This is a genomic window from Halomonas sp. NyZ770, assembly GCF_020616575.1.
Classification (GTDB): domain Bacteria; phylum Pseudomonadota; class Gammaproteobacteria; order Pseudomonadales; family Halomonadaceae; genus Vreelandella; species Vreelandella hamiltonii.
On record NZ_CP085143.1, the window covers coordinates 1,080,006 to 1,097,367 of the forward strand.

At 61.2% G+C, this 17,362-nt stretch carries 15 protein-coding genes; 7 read left to right on the forward strand and 8 right to left on the reverse strand.

All coding sequences use genetic code 11. From position 1 onward, the window contains the following. Positions 1–73: 73 nt before the first annotated feature. Entirely contained in the window at positions 74–2,515 is a 2,442-nt protein-coding gene (locus LG409_RS05120; RefSeq protein WP_227407750.1) for a membrane-bound PQQ-dependent dehydrogenase, glucose/quinate/shikimate family, read from the reverse strand. Positions 2,516–2,751: 236 nt separating this feature from the next. Here LG409_RS05120 and nfsA point away from each other — a divergent pair, with 236 nt between their 5' ends. Further along, the gene (gene nfsA / locus LG409_RS05125; RefSeq protein ID WP_016916478.1) at positions 2,752–3,483 is read left to right on the forward strand and encodes an oxygen-insensitive NADPH nitroreductase; all 732 of its coding nucleotides are present in this window, start codon (positions 2,752–2,754) and stop codon (positions 3,481–3,483) included. A gap of 10 nt (positions 3,484–3,493) precedes the next feature. Further along, on the forward strand, positions 3,494–4,138 hold the full coding sequence (locus LG409_RS05130) for a hypothetical protein (protein WP_096921272.1): 645 nt from the start codon (positions 3,494–3,496) through the stop codon (positions 4,136–4,138). A gap of 6 nt (positions 4,139–4,144) precedes the next feature. Here LG409_RS05130 and LG409_RS05135 read toward each other — a convergent pair whose 3' ends face one another. The 5 genes from LG409_RS05135 to LG409_RS05155 all read right to left on the reverse strand — a co-directional run bounded on the left by LG409_RS05135 (position 4,145) and on the right by LG409_RS05155 (position 10,572). Beyond that, complete coding sequence (locus tag LG409_RS05135) at positions 4,145–4,927, reverse strand: PEP-CTERM/exosortase system-associated acyltransferase (RefSeq protein ID WP_227407751.1); 783 nt, start codon at positions 4,925–4,927, stop codon at positions 4,145–4,147. Positions 4,928–4,932: 5 nt separating this feature from the next. Then, positions 4,933–7,785, reverse strand: coding sequence for a bifunctional diguanylate cyclase/phosphodiesterase (locus tag LG409_RS05140; RefSeq protein ID WP_227407752.1), 2,853 nt, complete (start codon positions 7,783–7,785; stop codon positions 4,933–4,935). 24 nt (positions 7,786–7,809) lie between these two features. Continuing rightward, on the reverse strand, positions 7,810–8,934 hold the full coding sequence (locus tag LG409_RS05145; protein ID WP_227408091.1) for a hypothetical protein: 1,125 nt from the start codon (positions 8,932–8,934) through the stop codon (positions 7,810–7,812). 49 nt (positions 8,935–8,983) lie between these two features. Then, positions 8,984–9,445: a hypothetical protein gene (locus LG409_RS05150; protein ID WP_227407753.1), complete on the reverse strand. Its 462-nt coding sequence runs from the start codon at positions 9,443–9,445 to the stop codon at positions 8,984–8,986. Positions 9,446–9,639: 194 nt separating this feature from the next. Further along, entirely contained in the window at positions 9,640–10,572 is a 933-nt protein-coding gene (locus LG409_RS05155; protein ID WP_096921270.1) for a glycerophosphodiester phosphodiesterase, read from the reverse strand. A 192-nt stretch (positions 10,573–10,764) separates the two neighbouring features. Between LG409_RS05155 and LG409_RS05160 the strand changes: the two genes are divergently transcribed. From LG409_RS05160 to LG409_RS05170, 3 genes are read left to right on the forward strand one after another with little or no spacing between them, the layout of a single operon-like run. Next, the gene (locus LG409_RS05160; RefSeq protein WP_227407754.1) at positions 10,765–12,339 is read left to right on the forward strand and encodes a PQQ-dependent sugar dehydrogenase; all 1,575 of its coding nucleotides are present in this window, start codon (positions 10,765–10,767) and stop codon (positions 12,337–12,339) included. 50 nt (positions 12,340–12,389) lie between these two features. Beyond that, positions 12,390–13,079, forward strand: a complete 690-nt coding sequence (locus LG409_RS05165; protein WP_039175881.1) for a VIT1/CCC1 transporter family protein — start codon at positions 12,390–12,392, stop codon at positions 13,077–13,079. 35 nt (positions 13,080–13,114) lie between these two features. Continuing rightward, a complete protein-coding gene (locus LG409_RS05170; RefSeq protein ID WP_039175884.1) occupies positions 13,115–13,513 on the forward strand; it encodes a VOC family protein in 399 nt (132 codons plus the stop codon). Here LG409_RS05170 and LG409_RS05175 read toward each other — a convergent pair whose 3' ends face one another. Continuing rightward, complete coding sequence (locus tag LG409_RS05175) at positions 13,514–14,059, reverse strand: adenylate kinase (RefSeq protein WP_227407755.1); 546 nt, start codon at positions 14,057–14,059, stop codon at positions 13,514–13,516. A gap of 66 nt (positions 14,060–14,125) precedes the next feature. Continuing rightward, on the reverse strand, positions 14,126–15,028 hold the full coding sequence (locus LG409_RS05180; RefSeq protein ID WP_227407756.1) for a LysR family transcriptional regulator: 903 nt from the start codon (positions 15,026–15,028) through the stop codon (positions 14,126–14,128). Positions 15,029–15,149: 121 nt separating this feature from the next. Here LG409_RS05180 and trpB point away from each other — a divergent pair, with 121 nt between their 5' ends. Then, positions 15,150–16,367 carry a tryptophan synthase subunit beta gene (gene trpB, locus LG409_RS05185; RefSeq protein ID WP_144980054.1) on the forward strand — a complete coding sequence of 406 codons (1,218 nt, stop codon included), beginning with the start codon at positions 15,150–15,152 and terminating at the stop codon, positions 16,365–16,367. Between the two features lie 32 nt (positions 16,368–16,399). Then, a complete protein-coding gene (gene trpA / locus LG409_RS05190; protein ID WP_152607568.1) occupies positions 16,400–17,248 on the forward strand; it encodes a tryptophan synthase subunit alpha in 849 nt (282 codons plus the stop codon). Positions 17,249–17,362 lie beyond the last annotated feature (114 nt).

A 17,362-nucleotide genomic window follows, 5' to 3' on the forward strand; every position in this document is an offset into this window, starting at 1 on the left:
CGCTTTTTACAGTATAGCTATCCGCTGGATAAGCCCCAGTCAGCACGTACATTTTTCACGTTTACCCTGCCCATCATTCGGGCAGAGCGTAGGCAATGACGCTATCGCCCAGTGTGGTTTCCGATTGGAAAGAGCCGCCTGCGGCGATGACGACATACTGGCGGCCCTGGTGCACGTAGGTCATGGGGTTGGCCTGCCCGCCTGCTGGCAGGCGCTGTTCCCATATCAGTTCGCCGGTCGCGCTGTCGAAGCCGCGCAGGTAATCGTCCATGGCAGCCCCAATGAAGGTCATGCCCCCTTGGGTGGCCAACGGGCCACCGCTGGTGGGGGCACCCACCGTCATCTTGAGGCGCGAGGGAATGCCCAGCGGTCCTTGATCCATGCTGGTGCCCAGCGGGCGTGACCAGACGATCTCACCGCTGTTCAGGTCGGTGGCGCTCAGAAAGCCCCAGGGTGGCGCCGTACACGGCATGTCCAGCGGAGAGAGCCAGGCACCGCGCTCCGCCGCCACCGGTGCGCCCAGCATGGGCTGGGCCTGCTGGTCGATGTAGCTGGCATCCTGAGCACCAATGGGGGCAATGTTATCCATGGTATCGGCTTCTTCACGGGGGTAGAGCACCACCTGCGAGGGCATGCGGTTGTTGTTCACGATCATCAGTTGGCGCGTGGGATCGAACGAGGCGCTGCCCCAGTTGATGCCGCCCAGGATGCCAGGAAACTGCAGCATGCCGCCTTCCTCCAGGGTGGGAGGAGTAAACATGCCCTCGTAGCGCATGCGCTGGAACTCGATGCGGCAGTAGAGGTGGTCCAGTGGCGTCGTGCCCCAGGTATGCGCCCCGGTCAAGCGTTCGACTTCCTGCCCTGGCAGTGAGCCAAAGTTGGGCATGTCAGGTGAAAAAGGCTGTACCGGCGAGGTCCAATCTCCTTCGATGGCACCCTGAGGCACGGCGCGCTCCTCGATGCTGCGCAGGGGTTCACCGGTTTCACGGTCGAAGACGAACACCTGCCCATATTTGGTGGCTTGCACCACGGCCGCTCTGGGGCCTTCCTCGGTGGGGAAGTCGATCAACGCCGGTTGCGCCCCCAGGTCGTAATCCCACAAATCGTGTATCACGGTGGTGAATTTCCAGGCGACGTCGCCGGTGTCGGCTTCCACGGCGACCAGCGATGCAGTGAAGGCATCCTCCTCCGGCGAGCGGTCGCCGCCATACTGGTCATTGGTAGGGTTGCCGGTGGGCAGGTAGACCAGCCCCAGGGCTTCATCGGCCGTGATGGCCGCCCACACGTTGGGGGTGCCGCGCGGGTACACTTCACCGGGTTCGGGCTGTTGGTCGGGGGTCGTCCAGACCGCGTCCCAGGTCCACTGCCACTCGCCCGTGAGGGCATGGTAGGACCTCACGGCGCCGGAAGGGCCGTCCCGGCGCTGATTGTCGGTCACCTGATGCCCTACGATCACACTGTCGTTGACCACGGTAGGGCCCGATGTATTGGAGAGATAGCCCGGTGCCTGCGGGTCCATGAACTCATACAGGTCAACGGTTCCCTGCTGGCCGAAATCGGTGCACTGAGAGCCATCATCGGCATTCAGGGCCATCAGGCGTCCATCCATGGTGCCCATCAGCAGGCGGCGCGGGCACTGGGTCGTGGGGTCGTCGGTTTCATGGTATGCCAGCGAGCGGCAGGCGGCAGAAAACACATGCTCCAGCGCAGCGCGGTCGACCTGTGGGTCGAAATGCCACTGCTGCTCGCCGTTGCCGGGGTCCAGTGCAAACACCTGGTTGCTTTGGGTGCATACATAGACGCTGTTGCCCACTTTCAGTGGCGTATTCTGAAAGGCATAAGGTGTCGCGTCGCTATGGGGAGTATCGCCGGTATTGAAGGTCCAGGCCTCACTGAGCCGAGCCGCGTTGTCTGGCGTGATCTGGCTGGCCTCGGAAAACCGCCGAGCCGCCGCATCGCCGCCGTAGGCCGGCCAGTCCATGGAGGTCTGGTTGTTCATGTCAGGCGAGGAAGCGCCTTCTGCCAGGCGTGCCTGTGCCGGGGAGTCGATATCCACATGACTATCCTGCAACAGCCACAGAAGTGCCAGGCCCGGCAGCGCCAGGGCGATCAGGCCCGGCAGGCGTGCCCCCCAGCCAGGCTGGCGCCCGCGGTGTCGGTACAGCGCGGGTAACAGCAGCAGCGCCACCGCCAGCAAGCCCCACAGCACCCCCATGCGCGCCAGTAAGTCCACCTGCCAAATCGGCAGCCAGCCTTTCTGGTCGATTTCCCATAACGACCAGGCCAGGGTAGCCAGTACCGTTGCGGCATAGAGCCAAACGCCCGATGGGGAACGGCGCCACATCAGCACGGCGGCGCTCAGGATGGCAAGGCCCGCCAGCAGGAAATACCACGAGCCCCCGAGCAGGACCAGATATCCCCCACCCACGATCATGGGCAGGCTCAGTAGCAGGAGTACGCCTGCCAGGGCGAGCATGGCCCAGACGGCCGGTCCTTTGCGATAGGTAGCGTCCATGTCTTTTCCTGTGGTTATGGGGCGGGTGTTGCCTGCGTGGCAACAATGCTGAATTAACCTTAGAAGAGCAGGCAGGGCTTGGCGAGTAGAGGAGGGTTGTTTAACCCATGTGGCCTCGTGAAGCTGCATTTGCCTGTCAGCGAGCCTCGCGGGTTGCCGCAAGCAGGCAAGAATGCGTTACGATTCAAGTATTCCGATAAAGCACGCCCCTACCATTTCGTGATCAGTGAGGCACCATGAACGACGTTATCAAGCTCTTGCAGTCCCACCGTTCCATTCGTAAATTCACCGACCAGGAGATTCCCCGTGGGCTGCTCCTGGAGCTGATCAAGGCTGGGCAGGCGGCGGCGACCTCCAGCCATGTGCAGGCGTACAGCGTGATTCACGTGAAAGATGCGGCCAACCGAGAGCAGCTGGCCGAACTGTCCGGTGGCCAGGGCTATGTGGCCAGCAGTGCGGTATTTCTGGTGTTCTGCGCCGACATGAAGCGTCCTACCGAAGCCTCGGCGCGTACTGGCGCCAACGTAGAGCGCGGCATGACCGAGCAACTGCTGGTGGCCACCGTGGACACGGCGCTGATGGCCCAAAACGTGGCCGTGGCGGCCGAGTCGGAAGGGCTGGGCATCTGCTACATCGGCGGGATTCGCAACAACCCCGAGGCCGTCAGTGAACTGCTCAAGCTGCCGCCCCATGTGTACCCGGTATTCGGCATGTGCCTGGGCTACCCGGACCATCAGCCGGAGGTCAAGCCCAGGCTGCCCGTGGAGGCGATTCTGAAAGAGGACTACTACACTGAAGACAGTGATCAGGTCGTGGCCTTCGATGACACCATGCGGGCCTACTACCAATCACGCAGTAGCGGCAATAAAAACAGTGACTGGTCGCACAACCTCACCCCTCTGTTCGACAACAAGCTGCGCCCCCACATGCGTGACTTTCTAGTGAAGCGTGGCTTTACCATGAAATAAGGAGCCCTTCATGTCCCTACAGCGTGCCTACCTTCTCTTCGCTGGGCTTTACAGCCTGCTGCCCGTGATGGGCGTCATTGCCATTCTCTTCGGGGGCGGGACACCGCTGGCGCTGGTGCACCTGTTCTTTGGGGTGTTGGGGGTCGTGGGGCTGTGGGGATACATGCTCAACCGAGGTGTGATGAATCAGCGCATGTGGCGGCCGCTGGCACTGGTGTTTGCCGTGGGAAGCCTGGTGCAGATGGGCATTTTGCTGAGTACGCCAGTGGCGGGCGTAGAACTGACCTGGATGCTCATCAGCAGCATCTTTGCCCTCATCCTGGCCGTCATGCTCTATCACTACGGCAATCGAGACCAGCCGCTGTGGGCCAGTGAAGAAGAGCGAGTGGCCGCGTCGAAGCTGGCCCAACTGCTGGAGCAGCAGTCCAACGTCACGGCGTATCACCGGGAGCCGGGTCACGAGAACAGTGTCCGCGTCTCCAAAGTAGGCAGTGCCTATCAGGCCAGCGTTACCCGCCGCACCCCCAAAGGTCAGGAGACGTTCGAGCAGCGCTTTCGCCATCCTGAAACGCTGCTGTTCTTTGCCGAAAAGTTCGCGAGCGTCGCGCCACAGGAGTTCACTCGCCAGGAGGCGCCAGGCTCGCAGCTGGCGTGATCACCATCACGCTTGCAGCAGCGGATTGTTGGCCAACTGGCTCGCCAGTTGGCCCTTGATGAACTGGTAGAGAGGCGTAATGCGCTTCGGCAAATGTTCCTCGGCCACTCGCTGGTCGATATAGTAGGCGGCACGGCTACCGCAGTAGTCGATCACGCCGCCCACTTGATGAAACTGGAGGCCGGAAGCCTTCAGCAAGCGGCTGAAGCGTGGCTCGAGCATGGCGAACGCATGAGGGCGCTGGCTGAGTCCCACCAAGGCGGTGGCGGCCAGAAACAGGCTCAGGCTGAGCAGGGCAGGGCTCTCCTTGATGCTTTCGTAGGGGCTTTGTACGTCGCTATGCTTGCGACGCACCGTAGGATGAACGGCCAACCGCGAGACTTCGCATACCTGCTGATGAGCAAAGCAGCGGGGGTGCGTGTTCGGTAAAAACAGATGCTCCCCATAATAGGCTTCCAGCGGCAGGCTGTGCTGCTCGTGGCCATTTTGCTCGTCGAACAGTACGACCCTCAGGCATCCTACATCCAATCCTGTGGCCTTGTGGTGAAGCAGGCACAGCAGCGACTGCTGGTCATGGTCATCGTGTTCGATATTGAGCGCACTGTCATTGCCGAGGTCGTAGTTCAACTCCTCGATGAACACCGCGTGGCGCAGGGTAAAGGCGCGCAGTTTTTCAATGGGTGTATGAGCAATCAACAGGGAAAAATGCGTGTCGAAGAAGGCCGGTGAAAAGGTGTTTTCGACAAGCGTTTCAGGAGTGGTGACGGGGGGAGTTATTGTCGTGATCACCATCGTTATCCTTGTATGAGCTGCGTTAACGGGATGGGTTTGCCCAAATAGAACCCTTGTCCATAGGTAATGCCGTACTCTTGCAGAATAGGCGTCAACGGTGCCTGATCAACGAATTCAGCGATGGTCTGTTTACCGAACCCCTTGGCAATGTCGGCAATTGCCTTGACGATGGTATGGCTGTCGGGATTGATCAGCAGGCTACGAATGAACGAGCCATCGATCTTGATGTAATCCACCGGCAGTTGGCCAAGATAATGGAAACTGCTGAAGCCGATGCCAAAGTCGTCCAGCGCGGTACGGCAGCCCAGGTCTCTGAACGTTTGCAATACGTTGCGGGCGGTGGAAAAGTCGGTGATGGCTGCCGTTTCCGTGACTTCGAGAATCAGATGGTGAGGGTCGGCACCGCTGCTGCGCAGCTCGTCGGTGAGGTACTGTTTCAAGCCCAGGTCGTGAAGCGACTGCCCCGACAGGTTCACGGCCAGTGAAACACCGCGCTCCTGCAGCTTGCCCAAGGCTTGCAGGCTGTGCCTGATGACCCAGCGGTCCAGAGCGACTACCAGGCCGCTCTGCTCGGCGACCGGAATGAAGTGCTGAGGCGCCACCAGACTGCCATCCGGGTGTCGCATGCGGACCAGCACTTCGTAATGTTTGATATCGTGATCCTTGAGGCGCACGATGGGCTGCACCATCAGCTCGAACTGCTCGTGTTCCAGCGCGTTGTGCAGCTGTTCTACCCAATACACCCGCTCCTGCAGCTCATCCTTGGCATTTTCGGCCTGGGACAGCAGGTACCAATCCTGATTGCTGCTCTCTTTGGCCTTGTACATGGCCATGTCGGCGCTGGCCAGCAGGTCGGCAGAAGTCTGCCCATGGGCCGGGAACAGCGCGATCCCCATGCTGGCAGAGATATGATGTTTCCGGCCTGCGGCCTGGAAGCCAATGCTGCTCAGCAACTGGTTGATATAGTCGGCGACGCTGATGGCTTGCTCGCTGTTCACCCCTTCCAGCAACAGGGCAAACTCATCGCCCCCCAGCCTGGCAATCGTGCCACGCTGCCCGAGATTGATGAACAGCGTTTCGGCAACTTCACGCAGCAGGTGGTCGCCCACATGGTGCCCGCTCAGCTCATTGACCTCCTTGAACTCGTTGAGGTCGAGCAGCACGATGGCGCCTTCGCTCTGGCACAGCAGGGCGTGCTGAACCGCATCCTGGAAATAGCGACGGTTGTACAGCTCGGTGAGTGGGTCGTGTTCGGCCAGCCAGGTCAAACGCTCTTCGGCAGCTTTGCGCTCGGTGATGTCCAGACCTACCGAAATGCGTGCTCCCCGCTCCCGATGGCTGCTGGTGAGTGGCGCATGGTACCAGGCCACGGTGGCGTAGCGCTTGTCCTGGGTATGCAGGGTTTTCTCTTCCTGCTGATGGCTGGCGAACTGGCCTGCGGGCTGCGCGTTGCGGTGCTCCGCTCCCCCTGGCAGAGGGTGGGCAGAGCTGTCGAAGATGTCGTAAAAATGGCGGCCTACCAGATCCTGGTCAGCCAACCCCAGGCGGCTGCGGGTATATTCATTGACTCGTTGAATGCGCCCAGTGGCCGTTTGCACGATGATGAACACCTGGGCCGTATCCAGCAGGCTATTGACGAAATCGCGCTCGCTGGCCAACTCCTCGATACGCTCGGCCAGTTGGCCGCTGTGATCATGTACCGACGACTCCAGACGCTCCAACTGGTCGGCCAGGGTGCGCGTGGCATTTTCCAGTATGTCGATCTCATTGGAGCGCCTGGGGATCGTCATGGGCAGGCGGGTGCGCACGCGCTGAAACTGCCCATCCGACAGCGCCGGTAACAGGGCCGCTACACGGCGCAGCCGCGCCATGGGCCCGAGCAGAATCGCCAGCAGCAGCAATTCCGCCGCCAGCCAGCCCGCCACGCCCAGCGCCAGCAGCGTGTTGGTGGCCCGCTGAATGGCCGTCGTTTGCGTCGTGATGTCTGAAATCAACAGAAAATAGCTGGTGCTGCGCCAATCGGCATCGTCTTCCATGTAAACCGCGCTCAGCTCCAGGTAGCGTCCGGCGTACTCCATGCTGAAAGGCGTGTCTGCCAACTGGTAGATCGGCGTTGCCAACGAGGCTTGCTCCAGCAGTGGCAGGGTAGGCTCTCGGTTGGTGATGGCCACCAGATGACCGTTCCAGCCTGGCAGGTATCGCGATGGGTCGTTGGAGTCACCCTCGACGTGGCCCGTGACCATCAGCGCTACTTCGCTACCCGAGACCTCCTTGGCTTCGCGGGTGACGTCGGCAAGCGAACGAGACAGCATGACCATGCCGATGCTGTCGCCATCCACCAGAATCGGTACCGCCGCATATTGCTGGCAGCTGGTGGTACAGCGCAGCGTCTTGATGGGAATCTCTCGCGCCAGCAAGTCGTCTACCCAACCGCGAATGGGCAGCTCCATATCCGGGGAGCCCATCCCGGACTGCCCACGCTGCTGCCCCTGACGATCGAAGACGAACACGCCATCTACCCCGGCTTCCAACTGCAGCGAAGGCCACTGGGCTGCCAGCACCGTGCGTAGGCCTTCATCATCGTTCTGAGCCAAGGCATTGCCCAGGTCGGGGGCGTTTGCCGTCAAGCCTGCCAACTGGCGCAGGTTATCGGCAGAGCGCTGCATGGCCAGGCGGATTTCTCGCTGCTGACGCTCATGATGCCCCTGACGGCTCTGTTCGAGCTGCTGGGTCAGGTGATGATGGCCAAGCCAGATGAACAGGGCCACCAGCACCAGCAGCAGCAAGCTGCTAGGCGCAATGACACGCCAGGCAAGACTCGAGCGACGCTTGACGGGTGGGCTGGACTGATTCATCGAGACAGATCCCGGTGGCAGGGTTTAAAAGCGCAGAGAGAGTTGAAACAGCAGCATGTTCCAATGCTTGCGGGTCAGGCCGGCATCGGGGTTGTCTTGCCGAGGCAGCCAACCGGTGCCATCCACGTAGTGATACTCCCCCGACAGCATGAGCTGGGGCGTGGGTGTCCACTGCACGCCCAGAGTGATGTCATCGGCGAATTGGGAATACGCAGGACCGAACCCGGCCCGTTCGTAGGCGCGGCCCGAACGGTCATCGGTATCGTTGACCAGCCGGTCGAAGCGAATCAGGCCGCTCCAGTCGGGAGAGAAGCGCCGCTGGTACTGGACATACCAGCTTTCACCCGTGATATCGAACGTGCGTGGCAGGTTCTCGCCGCTCAGGGCCTGCTGGCGCAGCGCGTATTCGGCGGTCACGCTCCAGTACTCCTGGTTGTACTGCAAGGAAGCGATCCACGGTTGAAACTCGAAGTCGGCCGCCTGACCCACGAGCGTGGCATCGAGGTGCACCGAGGCCGTGCTCAATGCCGCTACCCACTGGCCGCTGTGGTCTTCGAAGAGCAGCTGCGCGATGGCCGAGGGCTCGGAGGCAGACACTCGTTGGGCCATGCCGCCAAACAGCTGGTCGGATAGCTCTGAGCCCGTCTGCGGGCGACCCAGGCCGCCTCTCAAGCGCCACGTACCCGCCGGGGTATGCTCCTCGGCATACAGGCTGATACCATCCGCCGCCAGCCCCAGTGCGCGGGTGCGGTCAAAGTAGATGGATTGAGGCAGCAAAATGCTCGGGCGTGTAAAGGCCACGTCCCGGGTCTGGTTATAGAGTCCAAACGGGTTCTTGAAGCGGCCTACCTGAACCCCCAGCGTGCGCGCCGGGCTGGACAGCATCTGGTAATCCACCACGCCATAGTCGAGGGTGGGGGCCGCATCGCTGGTATCGCCTCCCGCACGGCGGCTGAGCAGTTGGCCTGCCACCAGCACCCGGCGGTGTGGGCGAAACGAGGCATTCAACCCCAGTTCGGTATACTCCAGGCTGCCCTTGTCGCTACTGGGGCCAAAGAAGTCGTTATGGTCGGTGATGACCAGTGCCTGGCTGAGAAACCCGTGCACCTGAAGGGTGTCGGCGGGGTGCTCTTGAGCCATGCCTGCCATGGGCAGCCAGGCCAGCAAACCCGCCAGGGCGCAGCGCTGCCCCAAGCCCTTACTCCATGGAAATGACACGGACGCTTTCATCCAGGTACTCCCGTTCAAGGTAGCCTAGCGCGCCGGGAGTGCGGGCAACTCGCTCGCGCATATCCACTTGGTCGCGTACACGGTGGGGCGCTTGCCCCATGCCAGAAAACACCATCCTGTCCCAGGCGAGCTGCAGCTGATGCGGGTAGACGGCCAGCATCTCCTTGGCAAAGCGGGCATGTACAGGGTCGCGATTGGGTAACACAAAAACCTGCATGGCCTGGCCGCCAGGCCAGGTGCGTTGGCGCATGGCAAACATGGCGCGAAGGGCATCCCGTGGCAGCGCTGAAAGTTCGATGTCCGGGTGAGCCACGAGAACGATCGCCGTGAACGACTCGGTCGGCTCGGCTTCGGCCAGGGCACTGGCGGGCACCAGCCATAGCCAGATCAAGGCCAGCAGCCCATAGGCGCGCCAGGGTCTCCGTGGCATCACGTTCAGCAAGGGCACCAGGAACAAGTGCCGTGTGTCATGGGTGTAAGAATGGGAAATCCCCCTGCAACGTACAAACGATGACCTAACAACGCTTCCGTCTCGACCCTGCCGTTCTTGTCATTTTTATATTAGAAAGATAGTACGCTAAAAGCGCGACAGGGTAACGATCGTCAGCACTTGAAAAAGCATGCTTATTCAACGATCAGTGACTGTAGGCGGTCCGGGTAATCCGTAAACAGTCCGTTGACTCCCATGCGCATCAGGCGCTCCATCTCTGGGCGCTCGTTGATGGTGTAAACGTGCACTGGCAGGCCGTTCTGCTGGGCCAGACGAATAAAGTCGGCATCGATCACGTCCTGCCCATCACGCTGGGCGTTGGTGCCGATCCCGACGGCGTATTCGGCGATGCGCTGAAAGTCGCTGGCACGCATCTGGGCGGGCCCGGGCGTGGTGTCGTTCCACTCGACCAAGGGGGAGCCTTCGCCCTCGCCAGGGGAGTACCACAACAGTTGCACCAGCGGGATCTCAGGATTGAGCGCCTGTATTTTCAGCAGGCTTTCCTGAGCAAACGACTGCACCAGTACACGGCCTTCCTGTACAAGGTCGTAGGCCTCCAGGCGCTCTACCAGCGCGGCTTCCAGGCCTGGGTTCAAGTGGGGTGACTTGGTTTCGATATAATAGCGGGTGGTATGCCCGAAGTGATCGAACAGTTCCTCCAGCGTCAGCATGGGTAAACCGACAAAGTCATCCGACGCTTGCTCGGGGTTTGCTTCGTTGAACCAGCTGCCGGTATCCAGCGCCTTCAGCTCGGCCAGCGTGTGCTCATGGATATGCCCTTCACCGTTACTGGTACGTTCCAGCGTGTTGTCATGAAAAATGACCACTTCGCCATCGGCGGTGAGCTGAGCGTCCAGCTCCAGATAGTCCACACCCCACTCGTGAGCCAGCTCGTAGGCGGGCATCGTGCTTTCGGGAGCGTGACCGCTGGCGCCACGATGCGCGATGACCTGAAAGTTTTCCAAGGCGTTCAACTGCTGGGCCAGCGGCGGCTCGCTGGCGACCCCGGCAGTAGCAACGGTCATGAGTGCCGTCAGTGCGGCAGCAGTACTCGTATAGCGCGGCATGGTGGCTCCGTGGAATAGGTAATATTTATCAAGACCATAACGTCTATCTATTGAAAACGCACGCACTCCCTGAAGAATCGGACGCACTCCCCGTGGCAGCGTGTTCATTCAGCACTTTCCCAGCACTCTCCACGAACAAGATGGCAATTAAAGGTATGCTGGTAGGAAAATACGCTCAATGTGGAGAACATCATGAGTCAGAAGAAGGGTAGGGGGGCGCTGGCACTTCGTGTGCTGTTTGCGGTGGTCATCGGGGTCGTGTTGGGCAGCGTCGTGCAAACCCAATTGAACCTGAGTGAGTTGCAGGCGTTGGGGGTGGCCATTCCCCTGGGTACACGGCTTTCGACCACGGCACAGGATCTTCTTCACTTTGCGCCCGTTTACGCAGGGCTGTTGCTGGCGGGGTTTCTGATCTCCCAGGCCGTGGCGGGCTGGCTCACTCGGCGGTGGCCTGCCAGCCTTCGACGCCTGGCCTTTGCGCTGGCGGCCGTGGCCGGGCTATGGCTGACTTTCCTGCTGACCAATACGTTTGCGCCCATGCCCACGCTGGTGGCAGCCACCCGCACTGCCGGTGGGCTGGCCGCCATGCTGGCAACGGCCGCCATAGCAGGCTGGCTGCTGGCCATGCTGACGTGTCCCGCGTCGCACAAGCGCCATGGCCGCACGTCTCTGGCCATGGCGCTGGTCGCCTTCGTGCTGCCCGTGACTCAGCCCGCTGCCGAAGCCCAAACGGCCTATCAGATCGACACCCTGGCCGATGCGCTGGAGCACCCTTGGTCGCTGGCATTCTTGCCCGATGGCCGCTTTTTGGTGACCGAGCGCCCAGGACGCCTATTGCTGCTGGATGACCGCGGCCAGACGCTGGCCGACCTCGATGGCGTGCCGGAGGTGTTTGCCTCTGGGCAATCGGGGTTGTTCGATGTGCTGCTTTCTCCCCAGTTCGAGACCAATCAACAGCTCTACCTCAGCTACGCCTGCGGTACGGCCAGTGCCAATCATGCCTGCCTGGCTCGGGCCACCCTGGGCGATATGCGTTTGGAGCAGGTGGAAGAGATTTTTCGGGTTCACCCCGCCAAGCGTGGCGATGCCCACTATGGGGGGCGCCTGGCATGGTTGCCGGATGACACGCTGATCCTCACCCTGGGCGATGGTTTCGATAACCGTGAAGATGCCCAGCGGGTGAACAGCCATATCGGCAGCATCGTGCGCCTGAATGCCGATGGCAGCGTGCCCGACGACAACCCCTTCCTGGCTCAGGCCGATGCACTGCCCGAGCTCTACAGTATTGGCCATCGCAACGTGCAGGGGCTGGTCTACGACGCCCAGCGCCAGCAGCTGTTTGCCCACGAGCATGGCCCGCGAGGCGGAGATGAGCTCAACCTCATCCAACCCGGCAACAACTACGGCTGGCCAATTGCCACCGGCGGGCTGGATTACACCTGGGCCAGAGTCTCGCCGTTTACAGAATACCCCGGCATGCAGCCCCCGGCGCTGGAGTGGACGCCTTCTATCGCCCCTTCGGGCATGGCCGTCTATCGGGGCGAGCTGTTCCCCGAGTGGCAGGGCGACCTGCTGGTGGGGGCATTGGTCAATCGTGAGGTGCGTCGGGTACGCTGGCAGGAAGACGGCAGCGCCGAAGACATAGAGGGGCTGTTTGGTGAGCTGGATGCGCGCATTCGTGACGTGCGAGTAGGCCCCGAGGGCGCAGTCTATTTGCTGACTGACAGTGAGGAAGGGCAACTATTGAAGGTAGTGCCCGCCCAATGAACTAAGCTGAGTAAACGAAGGCGACAACAGCCTCTTCCTCAGGAGACGCCATGATCCACCAAGAGCATCACCGCTCTCACCGCTCTGGCTGGTTAAGAGCTGCTGTACTGGGAGCTAATGATGGCATTGTTTCTACCAGCAGCCTGATTCTTGGAGTGGCCGCAGCGTCTACCGCACAAAGCGATATTTTATTGGCGGGGCTTGCTGGGTTGGTGGCTGGGGCAATGTCGATGGCGGCCGGGGAGTACGTCTCGGTAAGCTCGCAATCCGACACAGAACGTGCCGATTTAGCCATTGAGCGCAACGCGCTGACGCATCATTATGAAGCCGAAAAAGAGGAGCTGGCCTCCATTTATGTCGAGCGAGGTTTAACGCCTGAGCTTGCCAGACAAGTGGCAGAGCAATTGATGCAAAAAGATGCCTTGGGCACCCATGCCCGAGATGAAATCGGCATCACCGTGGTGAGCCAAGCAAAGCCATTGCAAGCAGCGTTTTCTTCGGCGGCGATGTTCACCATTGGCGCGCTAATACCGCTTCTGATGGCGTGGTGGGCTCCCACCCTGTTGCTGATTCCCTTGGTCGCCGTGACCTCTCTAGCGCTGCTGGCGCTGTTAGGTGCACTGGCGGCCAAAGTGGGCGGTGCACCGATACGTGCTGCTGCACTGCGTGTCCTGTTCTGGGGAGCGCTGGCCATGGCGTTGACATCGCTCATTGGTCGATTGTTCGGCGTTATGGCATAACCGTTATTTATTCCAGGCTCAAAAGGAGAACGTGCATGCTGGCCTATACCATGGTGGGAACCCAGGATCTGGAGCGTGCCCTTCAGTTCTACACGCCGCTGTTCAATGCCATGGGGCTGGAGATCTGCTGGCAGGATGACAGCTGTGTTTCTTTCGGTGACCCGGATGATGTCGAAGTGCCCCAGTTTTTCGTGGGCCTGCCGTTTGATGGTCATCCTGCGACGGTAGGCAATGGCACCATGACCGCCTTCCAGTTCAGCGACATCAAGGAAGTGGATACGCTGCATCAGCTGGCCCTGCAAAGCGGTGGCAGCGACGAGGGCGAACCCGGTTTTCGCCCTCAGTACGGCGACGGCTTCTACGCGGGTTACGTCCGCGACCCCGACGGCAACAAGCTTGCCTTCGTGGTGTATCCACACCGGGTTGGGCTCTGATCAGCCGCTGCGGCGAGAGAGATACTCGATTAGCCACTCTGCCTCGGCGGGGCGGGTCAAGCGCACCATCTGGATATGCCGATAGCGTGGGTCCAGCGCGTCGGCGAAATAGCGCTGTCGATTCGAGCGCCAGTTTTTCAGCATCCAGAGCAGGATGGAATTGCGGCTCATGAAGGTCTGACGAAAACTTTCGCGATTACCGGTACCTGGCCAGATCTCCTGGCGGCTTGCGATACGTTTGATGGCGCGTCTGAGGCTCTGGCCAAACACTCGCCAGAAACCGTAATCCAGCCAAACCACCATATCCACGTCCCGCCATTTGATATCGCGGGTACGGTTGAAATTACCATCCAGTACCCAGCCGCGTGTGGCGCTGTTCAACGCGACTTCGAGCTTTGCCACGAACTCGTCATCCGGCGTTCCCTGCCAGTGGGGTTGCCAGAAAAGCTGGTCCATTTGAATGTGAGGAGCGTCGAGCGCTGCAGCGAGCTTGCGGGCCAAGGTGCTTTTGCCGCTACCGCTGGTGCCGACCACATTGATGTTCATGATGAAAGCCTGCTAATGAATCGGCGCGTTAGCTTAAACAGAGCCTTCAACGCGTGCAAGGTGGCTTCATGCGAGCGCGTTAGCCCCCAACTCTCTGCGCAACCAGCTCGCCAGGGCTTCGCTGCGGCGGGCGTTGGTGTGCTTGGGTAGCCACAGGCAGAGCCTGGCCGGGGTTTCGATATAGCCCCAGGGGGCGACCAGCCGACCGCTTCTCAGGTCGTCTTCCACAAGTAGCCTGGGGGCAATGGCGACCCCGAGCCCTGCCACGGCGGCTTCCATCAGGTAGTAGAGGTGTGCAAACCCCTGGCCCTGCTGCAGGGCTGCTTTCAATGCGGCGGGTTCCAGACCTTGGGCGGCAGCCCACTGCGGCCACGCCTGAGGGCGGGATGCGGTATAGAGCAGCTTGCTGCCAAACAGCGATGAGGGGGCTTCCACGTGGCAGGCCTCGGCCAGCCGGGGACTGGCCACGGCGCAAATTTCCTCGGCTATCAGAGGAATGCGCTCGCCTTCCTCGGGCCAGGGTGGTTCGAAGAAGGCCAGCGTGGCGCTGGTCTCGGGTTGGCCCGACTGTTCTGCATCGCTCATCACCACTTGCAGCTTCAGTTCGGGCAGCGCCTGGTTCAAGCGGTCCAGGCGGGGTATCAGCCAGCGGGCCAGCAGGCTGCCGGGGCAGGCCAGGGTAAAGGGCGCCTCTTCCACCTCATGCTTGAGCAACGTGCAACTATCCCTGAGTTTGGCGAAGGCCTCTCCAACCCCGCTTTGCAACTGCTCACCGTGGTGGGTCAGCACCAGCCCGCGCCCGGCTTTCGTGAACAGCGCCACGCCAAAATGTTCATCCAGACTCTTTAGCTGGCGGCTTACCGCGCCGTGGGTCACGCTCAGCTCGTCAGCGGCCGCAGTGACACTGCCCAGCCGAGCAGTGGCTTCAAAGGCGCGCAAAGCGCTCAGCGGGGGCAGGCTGTGTTGCATGGGGTCTCCTGGAACAGTTGCGAAAAACTCACAGGTGCTTGCCATCTTATCGATTTTTCTTCCGACCTGCCTGCGCTAACGTCGACACATTGCAAAAACGCCCCAAATCGCAGAGGTCGAGATGAACCAACCGTTAAGCCTACCCGATGCCAACGGCATGTTTGGCAGCTTTGGTGGCCGCTTTGTGGCCGAAACCCTGATGCCGCTGATTCTCGAGCTTCAGGATGAGTACACCACGGCCAAAAACGATCCCGAATTCCAGCGCCAGCTCGCCTATTTCCAAGGCGACTACGTGGGGCGCCCCAATCCACTCTACTTTGCCGAGCGCCTCACCGAGCACTTCGGCGGTGCCAGCATTTACCTCAAGCGTGAAGAGCTGAATCACACCGGCGCGCACAAGATCAACAACTGCATTGGCCAGGTACTGCTGGCCAAGCAGATGGGCAAGAAGCGCATCATCGCGGAAACCGGCGCAGGCATGCACGGCGTGGCCACCGCCACCGTAGCGGCCCGCTTTGGGTTGCCCTGCGTGATCTACATGGGCGCCACCGACATCGAGCGCCAGCAGCCCAACGTGTTCCGGATGAAGCTGCTGGGCGCGGAGATCGTGCCGGTCACTTCCGGTACCGGCACGCTCAAAGATGCCATGAACGAAGCACTGCGCGACTGGGTCACCAACGTAGACGACACTTTCTACATCATCGGCACCGTGGCAGGCCCGCACCCGTACCCGGCCATGGTGCGCGATTTTCAGGCGGTGATTGGCCATGAAACCCGCGCCCAGATGCTCGAAAAGCAGGGCCGTCTGCCGGATTCACTGATTGCCTGTGTCGGCGGCGGCTCCAACGCCATGGGCCTGTTCTATCCGTTCATCAACGATGACAGCGTGCACATGGTCGGTGTGGAAGCGGGCGGTAAAGGCGTCAAGAGTGGCCTGCACGCCGCCAGCCTCAACGGCGGCACCCCCGGCGTATTGCACGGCAACCGTACCTACCTGCTGCAAAACGAAGATGGCCAGATTACCGACGCCCACTCCATTTCCGCAGGGCTCGATTACCCCGGCATTGGCCCCGAACACGCCTGGCTGCACGAGCAGGGGCGGGTCGAGTACGTCTCTGCCACCGATGACGAAGCGCTGGAAGCCTTCCAGATCTGCTGCCGCCAGGAGGGCATCATCCCCGCCCTGGAAACCGCCCACGCCCTGGCAGAAGTCGCCAAGCGTGCGCCGACACTGCCCCGCGAGCACCTGATGGTGGTCAACCTCAGCGGACGTGGTGACAAGGACATGAACAGCGTGGCCCAGCATCTGGGTGATCGCTTTGGCATGAAACACTCATGAGCGCGATACAGGAGACTCCCATGCAACCTACCTTGCAACGTACTTCTCGGCTCGACAGCTGCTTTGCCGCGCTCAAACAGCAAAACCGCCCAGCGCTGGTCAGCTACCTCACTGCCGGCGACCCGGACCCCGAGACCTCCCGCCGCTTGCTGCACGGGCTGCCGGAGGCCGGTGTGGATATCATCGAACTCGGCATGCCGTTCAGCGACCCCATGGCCGATGGCCCCGCCATTCAAAAGGCTGCCCTGCGCGCCCTGGAAAAGGGCCAGACCCAGGCCAAAACGCTGGCAATGGTGCGCCAGTTCCGTGAGCAGAACAGCACCACGCCCATCGTGCTGATGGGCTACTACAACCCGATTTACTGCTACGGCGTCGAGCGTTTTCTCAGTGACGCCGCCCAGGCAGGGGTTGACGGGCTGATCGTGGTGGACCTGCCCCCCGAGCACGACGAAGAGCTATGCCAGCCCGCCGCCAAGCACGGCATCGATTTCATTCGTCTGGCCACGCCCACCACCGATGCCAAGCGGCTACCCAAGGTGCTGGCCAACGCTTCCGGGTTCATCTACTACGTTTCCGTGGCGGGCGTGACCGGCGGCAGTGCCCCCACACCCGAGCGGCTGGAAAGCGCGGTGAACCAGCTGCGCGAACACACGCCGCTACCCATTGCCGTGGGCTTCGGCATTCGCACCGCCGAACAGGCCGCCATCATTGGCCGCTTCAGCGACGCCGTGGTAGTGGGCTCTGCTCTGGTAGATTGCATCGAACACGCCAGCAGCGGCGAAGAAGCCATCGCCCAGGTACACGGGCTGGTGAAAGCGCTGGCGGCCAGTGTGAGAGGGTGCCGAGAAGCCCAGCAGGAGCGCGCGGGTTTGCCAGCCTGATGGGAAGCACCATCACACCACAGAGCGGGCCATGGCCCGGTCTGTTTTTATTCTGAAACCACCACGCCCAACTTGCCGCTGTTTCCAGAAAACAGGCATCATCCTCGTTTGAGG

Coding starts and splice junctions, on each gene's coding strand:
- LG409_RS05120 (WP_227407750.1), bottom strand. CDS start 2,515: ATGGACGCTACCTATCGCAAAGGACCGGCCGTCTGGGCCATGCTCGCC.
- nfsA (WP_016916478.1), top strand. CDS start 2,752: ATGAACGACGTTATCAAGCTCTTGCAGTCCCACCGTTCCATTCGTAAA.
- LG409_RS05130 (WP_096921272.1), top strand. CDS start 3,494: ATGTCCCTACAGCGTGCCTACCTTCTCTTCGCTGGGCTTTACAGCCTG.
- LG409_RS05140 (WP_227407752.1), bottom strand. CDS start 7,785: ATGAATCAGTCCAGCCCACCCGTCAAGCGTCGCTCGAGTCTTGCCTGG.
- LG409_RS05145 (WP_227408091.1), bottom strand. CDS start 8,934: ATGGCAGGCATGGCTCAAGAGCACCCCGCCGACACCCTTCAGGTGCAC.
- LG409_RS05150 (WP_227407753.1), bottom strand. CDS start 9,445: ATGCCACGGAGACCCTGGCGCGCCTATGGGCTGCTGGCCTTGATCTGG.
- LG409_RS05155 (WP_096921270.1), bottom strand. CDS start 10,572: ATGCCGCGCTATACGAGTACTGCTGCCGCACTGACGGCACTCATGACC.
- LG409_RS05160 (WP_227407754.1), top strand. CDS start 10,765: ATGAGTCAGAAGAAGGGTAGGGGGGCGCTGGCACTTCGTGTGCTGTTT.
- LG409_RS05165 (WP_039175881.1), top strand. CDS start 12,390: ATGATCCACCAAGAGCATCACCGCTCTCACCGCTCTGGCTGGTTAAGA.
- LG409_RS05170 (WP_039175884.1), top strand. CDS start 13,115: ATGCTGGCCTATACCATGGTGGGAACCCAGGATCTGGAGCGTGCCCTT.
- LG409_RS05175 (WP_227407755.1), bottom strand. CDS start 14,059: ATGAACATCAATGTGGTCGGCACCAGCGGTAGCGGCAAAAGCACCTTG.
- LG409_RS05180 (WP_227407756.1), bottom strand. CDS start 15,028: ATGCAACACAGCCTGCCCCCGCTGAGCGCTTTGCGCGCCTTTGAAGCC.
- trpB (WP_144980054.1), top strand. CDS start 15,150: ATGAACCAACCGTTAAGCCTACCCGATGCCAACGGCATGTTTGGCAGC.